Raw genomic sequence first — 18,374 nt, 5'->3', positions numbered from 1 at the left:
CTAAATTTGCGAAGCAAAAAAAATGATATTGAGCCGGTTAAAAGCTTTTTACGATAATGTGAAAATTAGGGCCTTTGCTTAGACAGACAATATCGACAATACTTACTTCAGATGAAATTTTTAAAAGGAACAAAGCTATACAGTATTTTAACCGGAACCTGTCCTGTTTGCCAGGAAGAAAGTATTTACAAAGAACCGAATCCTTACAAAGTGGGCAGCATCTTTAAAATGCCAGAACGCTGTTCTAACTGTGGCACAAAATATAAGATTGAACCCTCTTTTTTCTTTGGTGCCATGTATGTAAGCTATGCGGTTGGGGTCGCATTTGCTGTAGCGGCCTTTGTTATTTCTTATTTCTTCCTGAATAGCACTCCTTTAACAGCATTTTTCGTTATTGTTGCCACACTTATAGTTTTTGGGCCGGTAATTATGCGATTATCAAGGAATATCTGGATAAATTTTTTCTTCAGCTATAATAAAGCAGCCGGGAAAAATTAATTTGTCTTAAAATGCTTCCGTGTAAACCTTTTCAGATCAATTTCGGGAGAGAGTTCTTTACCATCCTCTATCATATCTATAAGTTCTGTAGCCGCGCTGGGAGCAATTAAAACTCCCCGGCTACCAAAGCCATTACAACAGTAGATATTTGCCATTTTTGGATGCCGACCTACCAGCGGCTTCCTATCAGCAGTTGAAGGTCTGATTCCTGCTACCTGATCTATGACTTCATATTTACAGGTAAGTACTTTCTCAATTTCGTTGATCAACTTCTGCCTTGCATCCTTTGTAGGCGAAGAACTTTTATCTTTATTGTCGTAAGTAGCTCCAATTTTGTAGAGATCATTACCCATAGGCATAATAAATACTGAAGATTTTACTGCCTTATCTAACTTCAATTCTTCAGAGAAGATGGTTATATATTCACCCTTGTTCCCATGAAGAGGCAGGTAATTAAAGAAAGGATTATTTTTAATTCCGAAGCCATCACAAAAAATAACATTTTTAGCTTTTTCATCTTTGTAACTAACATAATCTTTTTCAACTTTTAATTTGTCATATTCGAATCTCTCGTATTTCAGAAGGGATTTCTCTTCCAATTCTTTTCTATACTCTTTTATTAAAATTTCTGTATCTATATTTCCGGTACCGGAAACTCTTCCGAAGGAAAAATCTGCTGAAATATTTGAATTAATATTTTTGATCAACCGGGTATCTAAGAACTTGCCCAGCCTTGGCTTATCTGCTGCTTCAAACCAGTTGTTCTGTTCTTCGGCAGAATGAAACCTCCGGAAAATATCCCAAAAATGAACAATTTTTACATTATACCTGTTTTCAAACTGCTGATAAAAGGGAACGGCTGTCTGCAATTGCTCATCTGCTTTCCAGGCAAGGGTAAACCTTTTAAGAATCACAGGGTTAAAAATACCTCCTGCCACTATGGAAGATTTCTGAGAGCGATTTTCATAAACTTTATAAGACAACTTCCTATCCTCCAACTGGGAAGTCACAGCCAGTCCGCTAAGACCTAATCCTACTATTAAATAATCTATCATACTTTAAAAATAAAAAAAGAAGAACTACCATACAGACTTACCATAAAAAAACCGTCTAAAAATTACTTTTTAGACGGTTCCTATATTTCAGAAAACTATTATTTATTAATAGTTCCACATATCCTGTTCGAAATTACGAATTTGCTCTTTTATTCGTTCAGATTCCAGAAGTTGCATAAATGAATTTTCAGGAATATACTCATCTACTTCACGATCTCCCTGAACATTGTCTTCTTTATAAATTACACCGTTAAAGCGCCTGGAATTCAATAAATGATCAAAAGAAAGATCCTGTGCCGTATTCGCACCATTAAATGCCCTGGCTTCATGAAGAACCTCCCTTGCATCTGGATAAAACACCCAGAAAAGTTCTACTAAATCAGTTTGTCCTGAATCGATAAAGTTAACATCTGGAGCTACAGGGGCAATTCCCAATAAGCGATACCTAAGCTCTGCCTGTTTTTTATCAAAATACCAAATTCCACGAATATGGTACTGAGCTATATCTGCGGATCCAAGGTCGCGACGATCAATAAACTGCTCGTCAACTTCTTCCCCGGCATTGTACTGCTCTATACCTAAATCTGTAGTATCAACTTTGGATAAAGTAGCACTTATATCTTTTAGAGTTCGCTTCTCATTAAAATAAGAGTCAGCATAAATATTTTCAATTTCGCCATTTCTTATACTGCTTACCAGAACATCATAAAGCGATCGTCTATTAATCCCGATATTATTAGTGTCTATTGGATAGTAGTAAGGAAAGTTTACCCGTTGGTCCAAATCTATTATTTCCCATACATTCTTGGACCATAAAATATCACGATCTCCAACGTACCCATATTCCAATGGCTCGTCATTTTGCTCGACCAGTTTCTGAGCTTCAGTTTTCTGACCAATCTCTTCGGGGCTATTTGCATTTAAAATATTAGCCTGCCCGTAAGATGCCCCGCCAAGAAGCGTAATAAAACCGCCAACTAAAAGTCCTCTCCAGCTCATTGTGTTTAATTTTTATTAATTAGTAAGCTCTATAACAACAGGAGCTACTTTTTTAAGCTTATAGCCTGAATTTCCTGCCAAAGAAGCCTGAATATCAAAAATCTGTACAGATTCTCCTCTACCGGCTCTTCTTAAAGCAGATTTGGCCCTGTCGTCCAGCCTGCTACCATTTATTCTAATTGTTGGTTGACCAGGAACTTTAAAGCTAAAACCTGTAACATTTAAATCCAGAGCAAAATCAAAATCTGGTAAAGCAGCGCCAATCGTCGCTATCTCCAGACTATTTCTTTGCATGGAAACAGCCCCATCTTCTCCACGTATGGTTCCAACAGGTCTTGGGATATCTTTAACCCTAAAGTCTTTACTGGAAGGATAGCTTTCACCGTCTATAGTCCCAGTTACATTAATGGTTACTTCCCTTGCCTGAAGCGTAGTCACATCCATTACATAATTACTTCCCGAAACTCTACTCAAGCCCGGTGCACTCGCACTTACATTATTGTCTGGTACACCAGCCATAGAGATCGTAAGTGGATTCTGCACTCCACGATAAACCACGTTCATTTTATCTGCAGATATAACAGCAGCATTAGGTTTTGGAATAACAGAAAATTCGGAAGATACCCCTACAGGTACCTCTTCACCTTCCTGCATAAAAATCAACTGTCCCTCAAGCTTGTGCTGACCTGCATTACCAGCAGGAACATTTAACACTACTCTACCGCCATCTATTGTATAATCTGATTCATCCAACTCCCTTCCATCTAGAGTAAGCTCCACCCTGTTGGGTCTTGTAGTTGGATCTGTTCTACCCAAAACTATAGCTCCATTAAATTCCTCTCCCTGATAATAAGCCGATTTAGGAGTTTCAAGGATAGTAGAATAATTTGTCATAGAAACCTCACTCTGCAACTGTCCAGAAAGCATCGCTGCTAAAATCTGATTCTCTGTTGTCTTTATATCAGATTGAATTTGCGTCATTTGCGTAAGAGAGGCTACTAAAGGAAAACCTTCAAATTTATATTTTAACCAATCCACATTTGCACCTTCAACATTTTCTGGTTCCGTAGCAAAATCGTTTCTTACTTTCTCTGCAATATTAGAGTAATCATCACCAATAATTTCAGCAACACTTTCTCTATAGGTATCTATTCTTTCGACAAATTCCTGTCCCCTAGGGCTTATTCTTCCACTCTGGAAAAACATTTCATCAAGCCTTGCAGATTGGTCCATTGCTTCGTAGTTCTGAGGATCATCCATTTCTGCTATTAACTCGTTCTTTATTTCCTGGATATAAGAATCCAGACTTGAAGAAAGAGAATCTATACGTTCGGCTTTTGCTTTTAGAGGTTCATATTTTTCAGGCTGCTCACTAACTTTTTCTTCTAAACCAGCCATAAATGTATTATTACGCTGGGCAGTCAGTTCGTTAGATTCACTTAATTTTTCATTCATTAATCCAAAAGCTGTAAGTACCTCTTTGGACATATTCAAGGCCATCATCGCGATGAAAACCAAATACATGAGGTTTATCATCTTCTGCCTTGGGGTTTGTTTTCCAGATGCCATATTTTATTTTTATTTTTTTTTAAAGATTGATTTGGGGATGGGCATCTTTTTTAACCAGCGACTCTGCCTGTACCATTCATAGCAGTCAACATACCACCATATACATTATTTAAAGAGGATAAGTTTGCGGTTAAAGAATCCATTTCTTCCTTCAATCTTCCTGCATTTTCTGCCACTGCCTTGTTAGCTTCTGCCTGCTGTGAAGCAGATTCCACTTGCGCTTTATAAATATTATTAAGTGTTTCCATTTGTGATGCAGCCACACTTAATTCTTCGCTATACTTCTTTTGAGAAGCCATAGAGTCTACAGTTGGCGCTATTCCTTTGGCAGCACCTTCAAAATTACGAATGCTTTCTCCCAAACTAGCCATTAAATTTGCGTCTATTTTAGCTTCCTTGAGCATATTGTCCAGTTTCTTAGAAAGCATACCATCTGCTTCTCTTTCTTCTTCTACAACGGCGACGTTCCTTGACTGAGTAGAACCTCCTGCCAATTCAGGATAAACCAGCGACCAGTCAAGATCATCATCTACTGGCTCAAATGCAGAATACGCGAATACTAATGCTTCTACTACCAAACCGGCGATCAGCATTGGGTTACCACCAGGCCAGTGCATAATTTTAAATAATGCACCTAATATTACAATAGATGCACCTAAACCGTACACCATATTAGTTATCTTCTTAGTAGATTTCGAGTTTGCCATAATTGTTTATAATAATTAAAATTCTATGTAAATAGGTTAAATTTCAAATTGATTTAAAGTAATATTTTTGATTAGTTGGATTGGTTCAGAGTCACATCTGTACCAAGGTAATCCTGTACAGTTCTAAATCCAATATAGCTCCTTGCGGAATCTGCATATTCATAATCCCTGGAACTTACTTGCAGGAAGTATGCCACATCTTTCCAGGAACCTCCACGAACAACTTTTCGCATATCGTCAGGATTATTAACAGAAGGATTCATAGTAGACATAATTTCATAAGAAGTAGGGTCATAAGAAGAATACACCCACTCTGCAACGTTTCCTGCCATATTATACAAGCCATAATCGTTAGGGTCATAAGATTGTGCTTCAACAGTATATAAAGCCTGATCTGCCGCATAATCTCCACGTAAGGGCTTAAAATTCGCCATAAAACAACCCCGATCATTTTTTGCATATGGACCACCCCAAGGATAAGTAGCCCCTTCCAGCCCGCCACGGGCTGCATATTCCCATTCCCCTTCTGTAGGCAAACGGTATGTTGGCACATTTTCAAGATCACTTTCACTACGGAACTGGTTGTGATAAATAGTTCGCCATTGTGCAAATGCCCTCGCCTGTTTCCAGGAAACACCAACTACAGGATAATCATCAAAAGCACTATGCCAGAAGTAATCATTGTGCATAGGCTCATTATAAGAGTAGTTAAAATCTCTTATCCATACAGTAGTATCAGGATAAATAGCCAGTTCTTCAGTTTTAATAAAGTCACTACGACTTGCAGTTTCAGAACGTGCAGCAGACTGGATGTCCATCCAGGAATATTTAAATTTTAACTTTTTAACATCAATTGTTCTTTGGCCATTATAAACTTCATCCATAGGGATGTACATGGAATCCATTACCTCCGCGTAATATACATCCGGATAGTCCTCTGTTGAGGTATAAAGATCTACATCCTTATTCAATTTCCTGTTCTCATAGGTGTCGCCCGGTCCCCCTGTACCGTAAGCATTAAGCATATACTCTTCATAAGGGGTCATATCCTCAGCATCTGCATCAGCAAAAGCAAATTCACCAATACCTCCGTCACCAGGCACAGCTCCTTCCATTTCTGCCATTATTGCTAAACGCACCCTGATTATTGAATCCTTTACATAATTTACGAACTGCCGGTATTCAGCATTTGTGATTTCTGTCTCATCCATATAGAACGAACGCACAGTCACCGTTTTTGGCGGCGCATCTCTTTGGTCGGCGATATCATCATCAGACTTACCCATAATGAATGCACCTCCCGGAATCAATGTCATACCATAAGGTTTCTCCGGATTCCACTTTTTCCCTTCCGCACCTACTAACTGTCCGCGATCACTGCGACCACAACCAACAAGCAAGGTTAGAACAGCAACTAGCGAAATAAACTTCTTCATAATTTTCTCCTAGGTTAAGACAATTGGTTTACGGCGGTAAACCTATCTATTTATTTTATAAAAAACAATATTTTCAATAAAAATACAGTAAAACAAATTAACGCATTAAGTATTTCTATATTTCATTCTTTCTCTTGGCTTTATACCATCTTTCAGGGATAATCTGATTGCAGGCTTCCAGATAATCTCCTTCGCTGCAAGGTAATAACGTATGCCTTTTTAATTTAGTATTTACATTTCCAAGAAATGGTATTTCTATCCACCATCGCCCGCTTACAGGGCTTTTAAAAAATACAAGAACCTCATCATCTATTGGCACCTGGTACTTAATAAAGTCATTTTTAGCTGAAATGGTATTCTCATTTGTGCGATAATTAACCCCTTCAATGAAGTACCATAATATCTGCGCAACCAACATATTCCCTAACGGCTGATAATCCGAAAAATACTCATAAATTCCGAAAGAGGAAACTTTATCACTTATTCCGGCATATCTGGCCAGGGCACAGATTTCCTTACCATCAAATCCATTAGGAGAAATATGATAACCTCCACCTATAGATGATGCATTTATTGCTCCAAGATCCAGGCCCACCAGATTGGCATCGCGCATTATAGGCTCAATATCTGATATATTTGAGGTCACCTCTCCCAATCTGTAAGCATCAAAAAACAGCCGCTCCATTAATTCAATTTCATTCTGGGAATTGAAATAGGTTTGATATCCAACACTGGAATAATTAAATAAATTGTAAGGTTTATTTACTACGATTTTTCCTACAAATGACTTATTGGAAATCGGATTATCTGCATCACCCAAATCAAATTTACTGTCAATATTGACTAAATTCACCATTTGGTCGAGAGTATCGTAAGCCCGGTACTGAGCATAGATTAAATCCTGTCCCCCTCCCAGGATCAAAGGGATAATATCCTTCTTCACCAACTGGGCAACAATATTTTGCAACGCAAAGTAGGTATCTTCCACTTCTGCCCCTTTGTCTATATCCCCGAGATCGGCAATTTTTATATGCCAGTTTCCGGGAAATAAACTGTAAAATGAAGAGCGTATATTATCAAAATGAAGAAATTCATCTACCTGAGCAGATCTTCTGTTCTCCCTAACACCAACAATAGCTACCTGGATACCTTCCAGATCTGGAATACCCGCCTGCGAAGAATGGATCCTCATGTTGGCACCTATAGCCTGCTTATCTAAATCGGAAATTTCGTCCAGCAAGTCGCTGCTTACCGGCCTCAGGAAATCAAAATCCATACGCTACTTCTTTTTCGTAGTTTTTTTCTTGGTATTAGTTTTCTTTTTCGCTGTAGATTTTTTCTTAGCTGGCTTTTTCTTCTTGGTGTTTTTATCAATGATGTCCTTCACTTCTTCAAGTGTAAGTTTTTCTGCATCTACAGTTTTCGGCAACTCTACTTTGGTTTTTCCCTTTATAACATTGGATCTTCCCCATCTTGCTTTTTCCACACGAATCCCTTCGTCTTCCCAGTTATGTATAACCTTTTCCCGCTCCTTCTTCTTTTTATCTTCAATAAGCGCCTCAATATCTTCTACGGAAAGATTATCGAAATCGTATTTTTTATTTACGTTGATAAAGATGCCATTCCATTTTAAGTAAGGACCAAATCTTCCCACACCTTTCTGAACCGGAAGATCCTCATATTCGTATATAGGCGCATCGGCCTTTTCCTTTTCCTTTATCAACTCCATTGCCCGGTCAAATTCCACATTGAGCGGATCCTCTCCTTTTTCCAGCGAAACAAACTTTTTCCCAAACCTCACATAAGGGCCATACCTGCCGTTGTTTACTTCTACGTTTTCTCCTTTATATTCACCCAACGTTTTAGGAAGCTGAAATAAATCCATTGCTTCTTCATAGGTAACTGAATCCAACGTTTGGTCTGGTCCTAAACTGGCAAATTTTGGTTTCTCATCATCTTCTACAGAACCAATTTGAACCATCGGTCCAAATTTTCCCAATCTCACACTTACTGGTTTTCCCGTTTCGGGATCCTCTCCCAAAATACGCTCCCCAACTTCGCGATCGGCATTCTTCGCAACATCCTGCACATGCGGATGGAAATCTTTGTAGAATTCCTTCATCATATGTGTCCACTCTTCGTTTCCTTCTGCGATATCATCAAAATTCTGCTCTACCCTTGCAGTAAAATTGTAATCGAGGATATTTGCAAAGTGATTCACTAGAAAATCATTAACAACCATTCCTGTAGCGGTCGGCACTAATTTTCCTTTATCACTACCAACGGTCTCGGTTAATTTTTCTTCAGAAATCTTATTCTGCTTCAAAGTAAGCTGTGCATAATCACGCTCATTTCCATCTACAGAACCTTTATCTATATATTTTCTGTTCTGAATCGTAGAAATAGTAGGCGCGTAAGTAGATGGCCGGCCTATTCCCAGTTCTTCCAACTTTTTAACCAGAGAAGCTTCTGTATACCTGTAGGGAGGACGGCTGAATCTTTCGGTAGCCGAAATATATTCGTTTTCCAGGCTTTCATTTTGCTTGAGAGCAGGCAACATTCCGCTTTGCTCTTCATCTTCTTCATCAGATCCTTCCAAATACACCTTTAAAAATCCATCAAATTTAAGAACCTCACCATTTGCTGTGAACTGCTTATCATGCTTATCGGCTTCAATCTTTACATTAGTACGCTCAAGTTGCGCCTCACTCATCTGAGAGGCAATAGCTCTCTTCCAGATAAGTTCATAAAGCCGTTGTTGGTCTCTATCCGCATTTACAGAATGGTTCTCAAAACTTGTGGGACGAATTGCCTCATGCGCTTCCTGTGCCCCTTTTGTTTTTCCTTTAAACTGACGGAATTTAGAATATTCTTCACCATATGCCTTCAGAATCTCTTTTTTAGCTCCTTTTCTTGCGTCATCAGAAAGATTCACACTATCTGTTCTCATATAAGTGATATGACCGGCTTCATATAAACGTTGCGCCATGGTCATCGTTTTACTAACAGAGAAATACAATTTCCTGGAAGCTTCCTGTTGTAATGTAGAAGTAGTAAAAGGTGGTGCCGGAGATTTTTTAGCCGGTTTGGTTGTAAGATCTGCAACCTTAAAATTCGCTCCTAAATTTTGTTCCAGAAATTTCTGAGCCTCTTCTTTGGTTTCAAAGTTCTTCGGAATTTTTGCCTTAAAAGTTTTACCCTCTTCCGTAGAAAATTCTGCATCTATTCTAAAAGAAGCTTCGGGAGTAAATTCGGTAATTTCACGCTCGCGCTCTACGATTAACCTCACAGCCACACTTTGAACACGACCTGCCGATAGTCCGCCTTTTACTTTCCTCCATAAAACAGGGGAAAGCTCGTAACCTACCAGTCTGTCCAGGACCCGTCTTGCCTGTTGCGCATTCACAAGGTTGTAATCTATCCCACGCGGATTATCAATTGCCTTTAATATAGCCGATTTAGTAATCTCGTGAAAAACAATTCTCTTGGTTTTATTTTTATCCAGCTTCAACTCTTCTGCCAAATGCCACGCAATAGCCTCTCCTTCACGGTCTTCATCACTTGCGAGCCAGACCATACTGGCATCCTTTGCTAAACCTTTAAGCTTCCTAACAACATCCTTCTTATCTTTTGAAACTATATATTTAGGTGTAAAATCCCCTTCTGTATCTACCCCAAGCTCTTTTGTGGGCAAATCTGCAATATGCCCAAAGCTGGAGGCCACCTTAAAATCCTTACCCAGGAATTTTTCAATGGTTTTAGCCTTAGCAGGAGACTCCACAATCACTAAATTCTTTGTCATAAATCAAATATTTATTCGTGCAAAAGTATATCAAATTTTTTTTAACCTAATAAATCTTGGGAATAAACCGTATTAAAACATTTTTAACCTTCAGCAGCAAATAACAAAAAGGCCCGCAAGAATGCGGGCCATCAAAACCAAAACAGACAAAAACTAATTCAGATTAAAAGTGCTAATAAGGTTTATTTCGTTGTTCTTATAATTGTACTGGCGTAGAATGTTATCCCCGATCATTAATAACGTCTCCTCAAGAGGAATGATATCATAGGTGTTAATGTCCTCAAAATGATCTGTCATTGTAAGATCGGGGGTATTTATTGTATTGTAAATTTTTAGTCCGGCATCACCATCGCAAATAAATAACTGATCCTCTCTTACTCCCAGGCCGTATGGATTCTCCATTACATAAGTCTTTAAAGTTTGCGGATTAGATTTATCTGCAACATCTATTACCATTAACTCACTCTGCTGCTGACCACAAAGATTACCGCCACGAACGGTCACATAAGCTATGTCATCTTTTACCACAACCGGATCACATCCCAGCACGTGCCGAATCATAGACACAAAAGAAGGCGTCTCAGGATTTTCTATACTATAGATGTACATCCCGGTTGTGCTCCCCAGAAAAAGGTGGTCATCCTGATTAAAAATAGTTTCCACATCCCAGCCCACATAATCCTCAAATACCTTCTGAGGTTGTGAAAGTGCAGCAATATCAAACACCGAAATGTTCTGCCGGTCTACCACATATAAATAGTCTGAAACTATTTTGAACCTTGCCAGAGAACCTCCTGTTCCGGTTGAATTCCCATTCCCGTTTGCTAATTCCGCCGAGTCCAGGAAATAAGGTTCATCAGTCATTTCGATACGTCTTTTCTCTATGGAATAACCGAGGATTACTTCCTGTGCAGGATCAAAATCCATGTCATCTACAAACATAGCTTCAGAAGGAATATTAAAATTGTTATTTGAGAAAACATCCTTTACCCTTTCCACCTGTTTAATATTTTCAATACTGGAAATATCAAATACCACCAGGTCCATCCCGCTGTCGGCATATAGCATATCATTTTTTACAGCAATATCCAGGTTCCTGGGAATATTTATATACCGGATTTTTTTAGGAGCATAAGGATCACGATTGTCGATTACATGTACGCCCTGGTATTTGTCATTAACAAACACGTAGTCCTTATAGGAGTAAATCTTACCGGCTTCAGTAATTACCCTTGGCTCCTGGATTTTTACAGAAGCCCGAAATTCTGAAATAGGCTGTGTGATGGGCACAGCTACTTCATAATACTCACCTGCCGGCTCCTGTTTCTCACAAGCTGTGAAAAACAGGATGAATAAGGGAAGAAAAGGAAGAAATGTTCGCTTTTTCATGATGGTTGATTTTCTATTAGATGCACATTACAGAAAAAGGTTGCGTGATATTAGTTAAAAAAATCACTGTCACTTTGTCATAAATTTGTTTAGTCCTATCTTTGCCCGTCAAAAATACCCAAAGCGACTGCTGTATTATGGAGAAGATATTAGACGAAAAACAACAAGGAAATACACTGGAAATGGAACCCCGGGAGGGAAATAGCCGTAAACTTTTTATAGAAAGCTACGGCTGCGCCATGAATTTTAGCGATAGTGAAATAGTAGCTTCAATTTTATCTAAAGAAGGTTTTGATACCACCCAAGATTTAGAAGAAGCAGACCTTGTTTTAGTGAATACCTGTTCCATCAGGGAAAAAGCTGAACAAACAGTAAGAAAGCGTCTTGAAAAGTACAATGCAGTTAAGAAGATTAACCCAAAAATGAAAGTTGGGGTGCTGGGCTGTATGGCAGAACGTCTCAAAAGTAAATTTCTTGAAGAGGAAAAAATTGTTGACCTGGTTGTGGGGCCAGATGCCTATAAAGATTTGCCAAATCTCATCAATGAGGTAGAAGAGGGACGCGATGCTGTAAACGTGTTGCTTTCCAAAGATGAAACTTATGGTGATATTTCTCCTGTACGGCTTCAGAGCAATGGCGTATCTGCCTTTGTATCTATAACCCGTGGCTGCGATAATATGTGTACTTTTTGCGTTGTTCCATTTACACGTGGCAGGGAGAGAAGCCGTGATCCACAAAGCATTATAGAAGAGGTCAATGATCTCGCCTCAAAAGGTTTTAAAGAAATTACTTTACTCGGCCAGAACGTCGATAGCTATTTATGGTATGGGGGCGGACTTAAAAAAGATTTTAAAAATGCCTCGGAAATGCAAAAAGCCACATCGGTTAATTTTGCCGCCCTGTTAAAACTTTGCGCCGAAGCACAGCCGAAGATGAGAATTCGCTTTTCGACTTCCAATCCACAGGATATGACCATGGATGTTATTGAAACAATGGCGAACTACAGGAATGTTTGTAACTATATCCATCTTCCTGTGCAAAGTGGAAGCGATAGGATTTTAAAGAAAATGAATCGTCTGCATACCCGCAAAGAGTATTTTGAAATGATCGATAATATCAAAAAGCTGATCCCGGACTGCGGAATTTCACACGACATTATCACAGGATTCCCTACGGAAACTGAAGAAGATCATCAGGACACGCTGGAATTGATGGAATATGTAAAATATCATTTTGGATATATGTTTGCCTATTCTGAACGTCCTGGAACAATGGCCGAACGTAAATTTGAAGATGACGTGCCAGAAGAGACAAAGCAAAGAAGACTTGCAGAGATTGTAAGCCTTCAGCGTAAACACAGTTTGTATAAAACCCAGTCGTTTCTTGGAAAGACTGTAGAAGTTTTAATAGAAAAAGAATCTAAGAAATCTGATGCTCATTGGAGCGGTAGAACACAGCAAAGTACAGTGGCCGTTTTTCCGAAAGAAGATTACAAAATAGGCGACTTTGTGAATGTAAAAATTAGTGATTGTACCAGTGCCACCTTAATAGGTGAAGCAGTTGGACTAAGTGACAATAATTAATAACAAGATGTTTCAGTTAATCATATAATGATTACTTAATACTCAATACTGCATACTTTAAATGGAATCGGTACAAGCAATAAAACAACGGTTTGGAATTATAGGAGACGATCCAAAAGTGAATCGCTCTGTAGAAAAGGCTATCCAGGTTGCCCCCACAGACATTTCTGTTCTGGTGACAGGTGAAAGTGGTGTGGGTAAAGAAAGTATCCCAAAAATAATCCACTCCTTGTCGCATAGAAAACATGGAAAGTACATTGCGGTTAACTGTGGCGCAATTCCCGAAGGAACTATAGACAGTGAACTTTTTGGACACGAAAAAGGTGCTTTTACAGGTGCAACGCAAACCCGTAGCGGTTATTTTGAAGTTGCAGATGGAGGAACAATTTTCCTGGATGAAGTTGGTGAACTGCCACTTCCTACCCAGGTAAGGCTTCTTCGGGTTCTGGAAAATGGGGAGTTTATAAAGGTAGGATCTTCTAAGGTGCAGAAAACCGATGTGCGGATAGTTGCGGCGACCAACATTAATATGTTTGAGTCCATTAAAAAGGAGAAATTTCGGGAGGATTTATATTATCGCCTAAGCACCGTGGAAATTAATCTGCCGCCGCTAAGGGAAAGAAAAGGCGATATTCATTTACTTTTCAGGAAGTTCGCTTCAGATTTTGCAATAAAGTACAAGATGCCAACCATCAGGCTGGAAGATGATGCCGTGGAGCTGCTCCTTAAATATCGTTGGGGAGGAAACATTCGTCAACTTCGGAATATTGCCGAGCAAATTTCTGTTCTGGAGCAACAGCGAAGCATCAATGCTGAAGATTTAAAACATTATTTACCCGATATTGGTAGTAATTTGCCTGCAATTATTTCAGAAAAAAGGAAAGAAGGAGACTTCAGTAACGAAAGGGAAATTCTTTACAAGGTTCTTTTTGACATGAAGAATGATCTTAATGATCTTAAAAAGCTTACCCTGAAATTAATGGAAGACGGAGATTCTAAAAAGGTTCAGGATGAAAACGAAAGCCTTATTCAGAAAATCTATGGTGAAAATGAAGAAGATGTAGACGCCGAAGAACTGGAAAATGAAAGAATGGAAGTTTTGCAGATTCCGCAGAACAGCCCTAAATCTGAACTTCAGGATGCCCGCGATAAATATTATTTTGCTGAAGAAATTGAAGAAGAAGAAACCCTTTCTTTACAGGATAAAGAACTGGAACTTATTAAGAAATCCCTTGAGCGCCATAGCGGAAAAAGAAAAGCCGCAGCAGAAGAGTTGGGAATTAGCGAAAGAACCCTTTACCGGAAAATAAAGCAATACGATCTCTGATTTAAGGTTTAAGGTTAATTGAACTTTCAAAATTTAAAAAGCGACACTATTTAATAAAACATGAAAAAAGTTACAGTTCTACTCTGCTCCATTCTACTACTGAGCCTTCAGTCCTGCGGAATATACTCTTTTACAGGTGCCAACACGGGGGATGCAGAATCTTTTCAGGTGAATTTCTTCCAGAACCAGGCAGACCTTGTGGAACCTGGGATTGACCGGCTTTTTACGCTCTCGCTTCAGGATTTAATTCAGAATCAGACAAACCTTAGTCTTGCCAATGAAAATGCGGATCTAATTTTTGAGGGCGAAATTGTGGATTATTACATAGCTCCCATGACGTCCACTGCAAATAACACGGCTGCTCAAAACCGGCTGACTATTGCAATAAACGTGCGATTTTATAATACATTAGAACCAGAAAAAGATTTTGAACGTGTCTTCTCCTTCTATTATGATTATGACGGCTCCACTCAATTAGTGGGTGGAGACCTGGAAACTGCGCTGGACGAGATTTATACCCGTATAACCCAAGACGTGTTTAATGCGGCTTTGACAGATTGGTAATGGACATAAAGGATTTTACATATTTACTGCAACATCCCGGCAATGTAACCAAAGAACACACTGGTGAACTGGAAGAAATCCTTATAAAACACCCCTATTTTCAGGCTGCACGGGCACTAAGGCTCAAAGGGCTCAAGGAAAACCGCTCTTTCAGTTACAATTCTGCATTAAAGAAAACTGCAGCATATACTACAGACAGAAGTGTGCTGTTCGATTATATTACTTCTCCCGAGTTTAATCAAAACCAGATTGCAGAGCAGATTAAAGAGCAGGACAAAAGATTAAAAGATATTACAGTTTTTGAAGCTGAAGAAGTCCATGGCAAGAGAAGTATGGCTATTGGCGATGCCATAAAAATGAAGCAATCTGAATCTGAAAGGGTAATGGATCCTGCCTTATTTGGAAAACCGGAAGAAAAAGAGACCCCTGAAAAAAGGCAAATATCGACCTCCACTATTCCTCCAGAAGAAGAGCTTAAAATTGGGGAGCCTTTAGACTTTAATGCTTCAGAATCGCACTCTTTTTCAGAATGGCTTAGGTTAACCTCTGCAAAACCGGTAGAGAGAGAAACTTCTTCCGAAGAAAAAGAAGGAAAAATAGAAGCGGAAAAGCAAAAACAAGATGAGAATCCGCATTCGAAGAAGTTTGATCTTATAGATGAGTTTATTTCAAAAAGTCCAAGGATAAAACCAGGAAAAATTCCCAACAAAACCAATCTGGCAGAACGAAATTCTGTTACCCCCGAAGCCTTAATGACAGAGACTTTAGCAAAGGTTTACCTTGAACAAAAAAATTATAAAAAAGCCATACAGGCATATAAAATATTAATTTTGAAAAATCCCGAAAAAAGTGGTTTCTTTGCAGACCAAATTCGGGCAATCGAAAAATTACAAGAAAATAATACTGACTAAGAATGAGCACATTCACAATTTTTTTAGCCTTAATAGTTATAGTAGCTTTTTTGCTAGTTGTAGTAATTATGGTACAGAATCCTAAAGGAGGCGGACTTTCTTCTTCCTTTGGAGGCGGCGGACAACAGGTAGGTGGCGTAAAGAAAACCAATGACTTTTTAGATAAAAGCACTTGGACCCTTGCTACTTTACTACTCGTCCTTATTTTACTTTCCAACGTTACAATCCTTGATGATGCTCCAGGATCTACCGGGGTTTTTGAGAGTGATGCTGATGTTGAAATGAACGTACCTCAACCCGTACAACAACCAGAAACAAATAACGAATAATTACATCTCGTTCTTTTATAGGATTACTAATGCCAGCTTATGACAAGCTGGCATTTTTTTTTGCTAATTGGCAGTTTTTATGTAGTGGCACAATTTTCGAAATATCCACAGTCGAGTTAAAAAATTAATTAACCTAAATAATATTAAAATGGGACTAAACATTAAACCGCTCTCAGACAGAGTTCTTATTGAGCCTGCAGCAGCAGAAACAAAAACTGCTTCAGGAATTTACATTCCGGAAACCGCTAAGGAAAAACCACAAAGAGGTAAAGTTGTAGCCGTAGGAAAAGGAACAAAGGATCACGAGATGACCGTAAATGTTGGGGATATGGTTCTTTATGGCAAATATGCCGGTACCGAACTGAAACTGGAAGGTACAGATTACCTGATTATGAGAGAAGACGATATACTTGCAGTAGTATAAGCTCTTATTTTTGAAGAAAAATTTAAAGATTAATCAATACTCCTGAAGATTCAGGATAAAAAACAATAAGAAATGGCAAAAGATATAAAATTTGACATCCAGGCACGCGACGGGATTAAGCGCGGTGTGGATGCTCTTGCAAATGCAGTAAAAGTAACTTTAGGTCCTAAAGGACGTAACGTAATAATCAGTAAATCTTTTGGTGCTCCAACCGTAACTAAGGATGGTGTTACCGTGGCAAAAGAAATTGAACTTGAAGATCCTTTGGAGAACATGGGAGCTCAAATGGTAAAAGAAGTTGCTTCTAAAACCAATGATCTTGCCGGTGACGGTACTACTACCGCGACTGTTCTTGCTCAGGCTATCGTAAAAGAAGGCTTAAAGAACGTTGCAGCGGGTGCAAACCCTATGGATCTTAAACGAGGAATTGATAAAGCTGTTGCAGCTTTAACTGCAGATCTTGCCAACCAGACAAAAGAAGTTGGAGATTCTTCTGAAAAAATCAAGCAGGTTGCTTCTATTTCTGCCAACAATGATGAGCATATCGGTGAATTAATTGCTGAAGCTTTTGGAAAAGTTGGAAAAGAAGGAGTAATTACTGTAGAAGAAGCAAAAGGTACCGAAACGTACGTAGATGTAGTTGAAGGTATGCAGTTTGACAGAGGATATCTCTCTCCTTATTTCGTTACCAATAGCGAAAAAATGACAGCAGATCTTGAGAGCCCGTACATCTTATTGTACGACAAGAAGATCTCTGCAATGAAAGACCTTCTTCCAATCCTTGAGCCCGTAGCACAATCTGGAAAACCACTTTTAATTATTGCTGAAGATGTAGACGGCGAAGCCCTTGCTACTTTAGTGGTAAACAAACTTAGAGGTTCCCTAAAAATTGCTGCTGTTAAAGCACCAGGTTTTGGAGACAGAAGAAAAGCTATGTTAGAAGATATCGCTCTTCTTACCGGTGGTACTGTAATTTCTGAAGAAAGAGGATTTTCTCTTGAAAACGCTACTATCGACCAGTTAGGTACTGCAGAAAAAGTAGCTATAGATAAGGATAACACTACGATTGTAAATGGTTCTGGTGAGCAGAAAGACATTGAAGATCGTGTTAACCAAATTAAAGCCCAAATCGAATCTACTACTTCAGATTACGACAGGGAAAAATTACAGGAGCGTCTTGCTAAATTAGCAGGTGGTGTTGCTGTACTTTATGTTGGCGCAGCTTCTGAAGTTGAAATGAAAGAGAAAAAAGACCGTGTAGACGATGCCCTTCATGCAACCCGTGCGGCTGTGGAAGAAGGAATTGTAGCCGGTGGTGGTGTTGCACTTGTACGTGCTATAAAAGTACTTTCAGATATTTCTTCTGAAAATGCTGATGAAGCTACTGGAATTAAAATTATTGCTCAGGCTATCGAAGCTCCTCTTCGTACTATTGTAGAGAATGCTGGTGGGGAAGGATCTGTGGTAATTAATAAAGTACTTGAAGGTGATAAGGACTTTGGATATGATGCAAAAACCGACACTTTTGTTGATATGATGAAAGCCGGTATTATCGATCCTAAAAAAGTAACAAGGGTAGCTCTTGAAAATGCTGCTTCTGTTGCCGGAATGATCCTTACTACAGAATGTGCATTAGTTGACATCCCTGAAGATAACGCTGGTGGTGGAATGCCAGGTGGAATGGGCGGCGGAATGCCAGGAATGATGTAGTGGCACGACCACAACGAATAAACTTAAAACCCGCTTCTTTTAATGAAGCGGGTTTTTTTATTTCTACTTAT

16 protein-coding genes are annotated in these 18,374 nt (G+C 39.0%); 8 read left to right on the top strand and 8 right to left on the bottom strand.

Annotation, left to right across the window (positions count from 1 at the left end):
• Positions 1-111 precede the first annotated feature (111 nt).
• On the top strand, positions 112-498 hold the full coding sequence (locus tag RM549_RS16745) for a DUF983 domain-containing protein (protein ID WP_311686899.1): 387 nt from the start codon (positions 112-114) through the stop codon (positions 496-498).
• On the opposite strand, the gene RM549_RS16740 is transcribed toward RM549_RS16745, so the two are convergent.
• The 8 genes from RM549_RS16740 to RM549_RS16705 form a co-directional block, all read right to left on the bottom strand.
• Positions 495-1,553, bottom strand: coding sequence for an NAD(P)/FAD-dependent oxidoreductase (locus RM549_RS16740; protein ID WP_311686897.1), 1,059 nt, complete (start codon positions 1,551-1,553; stop codon positions 495-497). The genes RM549_RS16745 and RM549_RS16740 overlap by 4 nt on opposite strands.
• A gap of 105 nt (positions 1,554-1,658) precedes the next feature.
• Positions 1,659-2,552, bottom strand: coding sequence for a type IX secretion system ring subunit PorN/GldN (gene porN, locus RM549_RS16735; protein WP_311686895.1), 894 nt, complete (start codon positions 2,550-2,552; stop codon positions 1,659-1,661).
• 15 nt (positions 2,553-2,567) lie between these two features.
• Positions 2,568-4,121, bottom strand: coding sequence for a type IX secretion system motor protein PorM/GldM (gene porM / locus RM549_RS16730; protein ID WP_311686893.1), 1,554 nt, complete (start codon positions 4,119-4,121; stop codon positions 2,568-2,570).
• A 50-nt stretch (positions 4,122-4,171) separates the two neighbouring features.
• On the bottom strand, positions 4,172-4,828 hold the full coding sequence (porL, locus tag RM549_RS16725; protein WP_311686891.1) for a type IX secretion system motor protein PorL/GldL: 657 nt from the start codon (positions 4,826-4,828) through the stop codon (positions 4,172-4,174).
• Between the two features lie 71 nt (positions 4,829-4,899).
• A complete protein-coding gene (gene porK / locus RM549_RS16720) occupies positions 4,900-6,264 on the bottom strand; it encodes a T9SS ring complex lipoprotein PorK/GldK (protein WP_311686889.1) in 1,365 nt (454 codons plus the stop codon).
• A 115-nt stretch (positions 6,265-6,379) separates the two neighbouring features.
• Complete coding sequence (locus tag RM549_RS16715; protein ID WP_311686888.1) at positions 6,380-7,540, bottom strand: formimidoylglutamase; 1,161 nt, start codon at positions 7,538-7,540, stop codon at positions 6,380-6,382.
• A gap of 3 nt (positions 7,541-7,543) precedes the next feature.
• On the bottom strand, positions 7,544-10,066 hold the full coding sequence (gene topA / locus RM549_RS16710; RefSeq protein ID WP_311686887.1) for a type I DNA topoisomerase: 2,523 nt from the start codon (positions 10,064-10,066) through the stop codon (positions 7,544-7,546).
• A gap of 153 nt (positions 10,067-10,219) precedes the next feature.
• Complete coding sequence (locus RM549_RS16705; RefSeq protein WP_311686885.1) at positions 10,220-11,455, bottom strand: LVIVD repeat-containing protein; 1,236 nt, start codon at positions 11,453-11,455, stop codon at positions 10,220-10,222.
• A gap of 137 nt (positions 11,456-11,592) precedes the next feature.
• Here RM549_RS16705 and miaB point away from each other — a divergent pair, with 137 nt between their 5' ends.
• The 7 genes from miaB to groL all read left to right on the top strand — a co-directional run bounded on the left by miaB (position 11,593) and on the right by groL (position 18,303).
• Positions 11,593-13,038, top strand: a complete 1,446-nt coding sequence (gene miaB, locus RM549_RS16700) for a tRNA (N6-isopentenyl adenosine(37)-C2)-methylthiotransferase MiaB (RefSeq protein WP_311686883.1) — start codon at positions 11,593-11,595, stop codon at positions 13,036-13,038.
• A 61-nt stretch (positions 13,039-13,099) separates the two neighbouring features.
• The gene (locus RM549_RS16695; RefSeq protein ID WP_311686881.1) at positions 13,100-14,365 is read left to right on the top strand and encodes a sigma-54 interaction domain-containing protein; all 1,266 of its coding nucleotides are present in this window, start codon (positions 13,100-13,102) and stop codon (positions 14,363-14,365) included.
• 60 nt (positions 14,366-14,425) lie between these two features.
• Entirely contained in the window at positions 14,426-14,929 is a 504-nt protein-coding gene (locus RM549_RS16690; RefSeq protein WP_311686879.1) for an LptE family protein, read from the top strand.
• Positions 14,929-15,840 (top strand): DUF8458 domain-containing protein, encoded by a 912-nt coding sequence (locus RM549_RS16685; RefSeq protein WP_311686877.1) that lies wholly within the window; start codon positions 14,929-14,931, stop codon positions 15,838-15,840. Before RM549_RS16690 ends, RM549_RS16685 begins: the two co-directional genes overlap by 1 nt.
• Positions 15,841-15,842: 2 nt before the next feature.
• Positions 15,843-16,169: a preprotein translocase subunit SecG gene (gene secG, locus RM549_RS16680; protein WP_311686875.1), complete on the top strand. Its 327-nt coding sequence runs from the start codon at positions 15,843-15,845 to the stop codon at positions 16,167-16,169.
• Positions 16,170-16,317: 148 nt separating this feature from the next.
• Positions 16,318-16,593, top strand: a complete 276-nt coding sequence (locus RM549_RS16675) for a co-chaperone GroES (protein WP_311686873.1) — start codon at positions 16,318-16,320, stop codon at positions 16,591-16,593.
• Between the two features lie 72 nt (positions 16,594-16,665).
• Entirely contained in the window at positions 16,666-18,303 is a 1,638-nt protein-coding gene (groL, locus tag RM549_RS16670) for a chaperonin GroEL (protein WP_311686871.1), read from the top strand.
• Positions 18,304-18,374 lie beyond the last annotated feature (71 nt).

The organism is Autumnicola patrickiae (assembly GCF_031846525.1).
Taxonomy (GTDB): domain Bacteria; phylum Bacteroidota; class Bacteroidia; order Flavobacteriales; family Flavobacteriaceae; genus Autumnicola; species Autumnicola patrickiae.
This window is presented reverse-complemented; position numbering and strand designations above follow the sequence as displayed.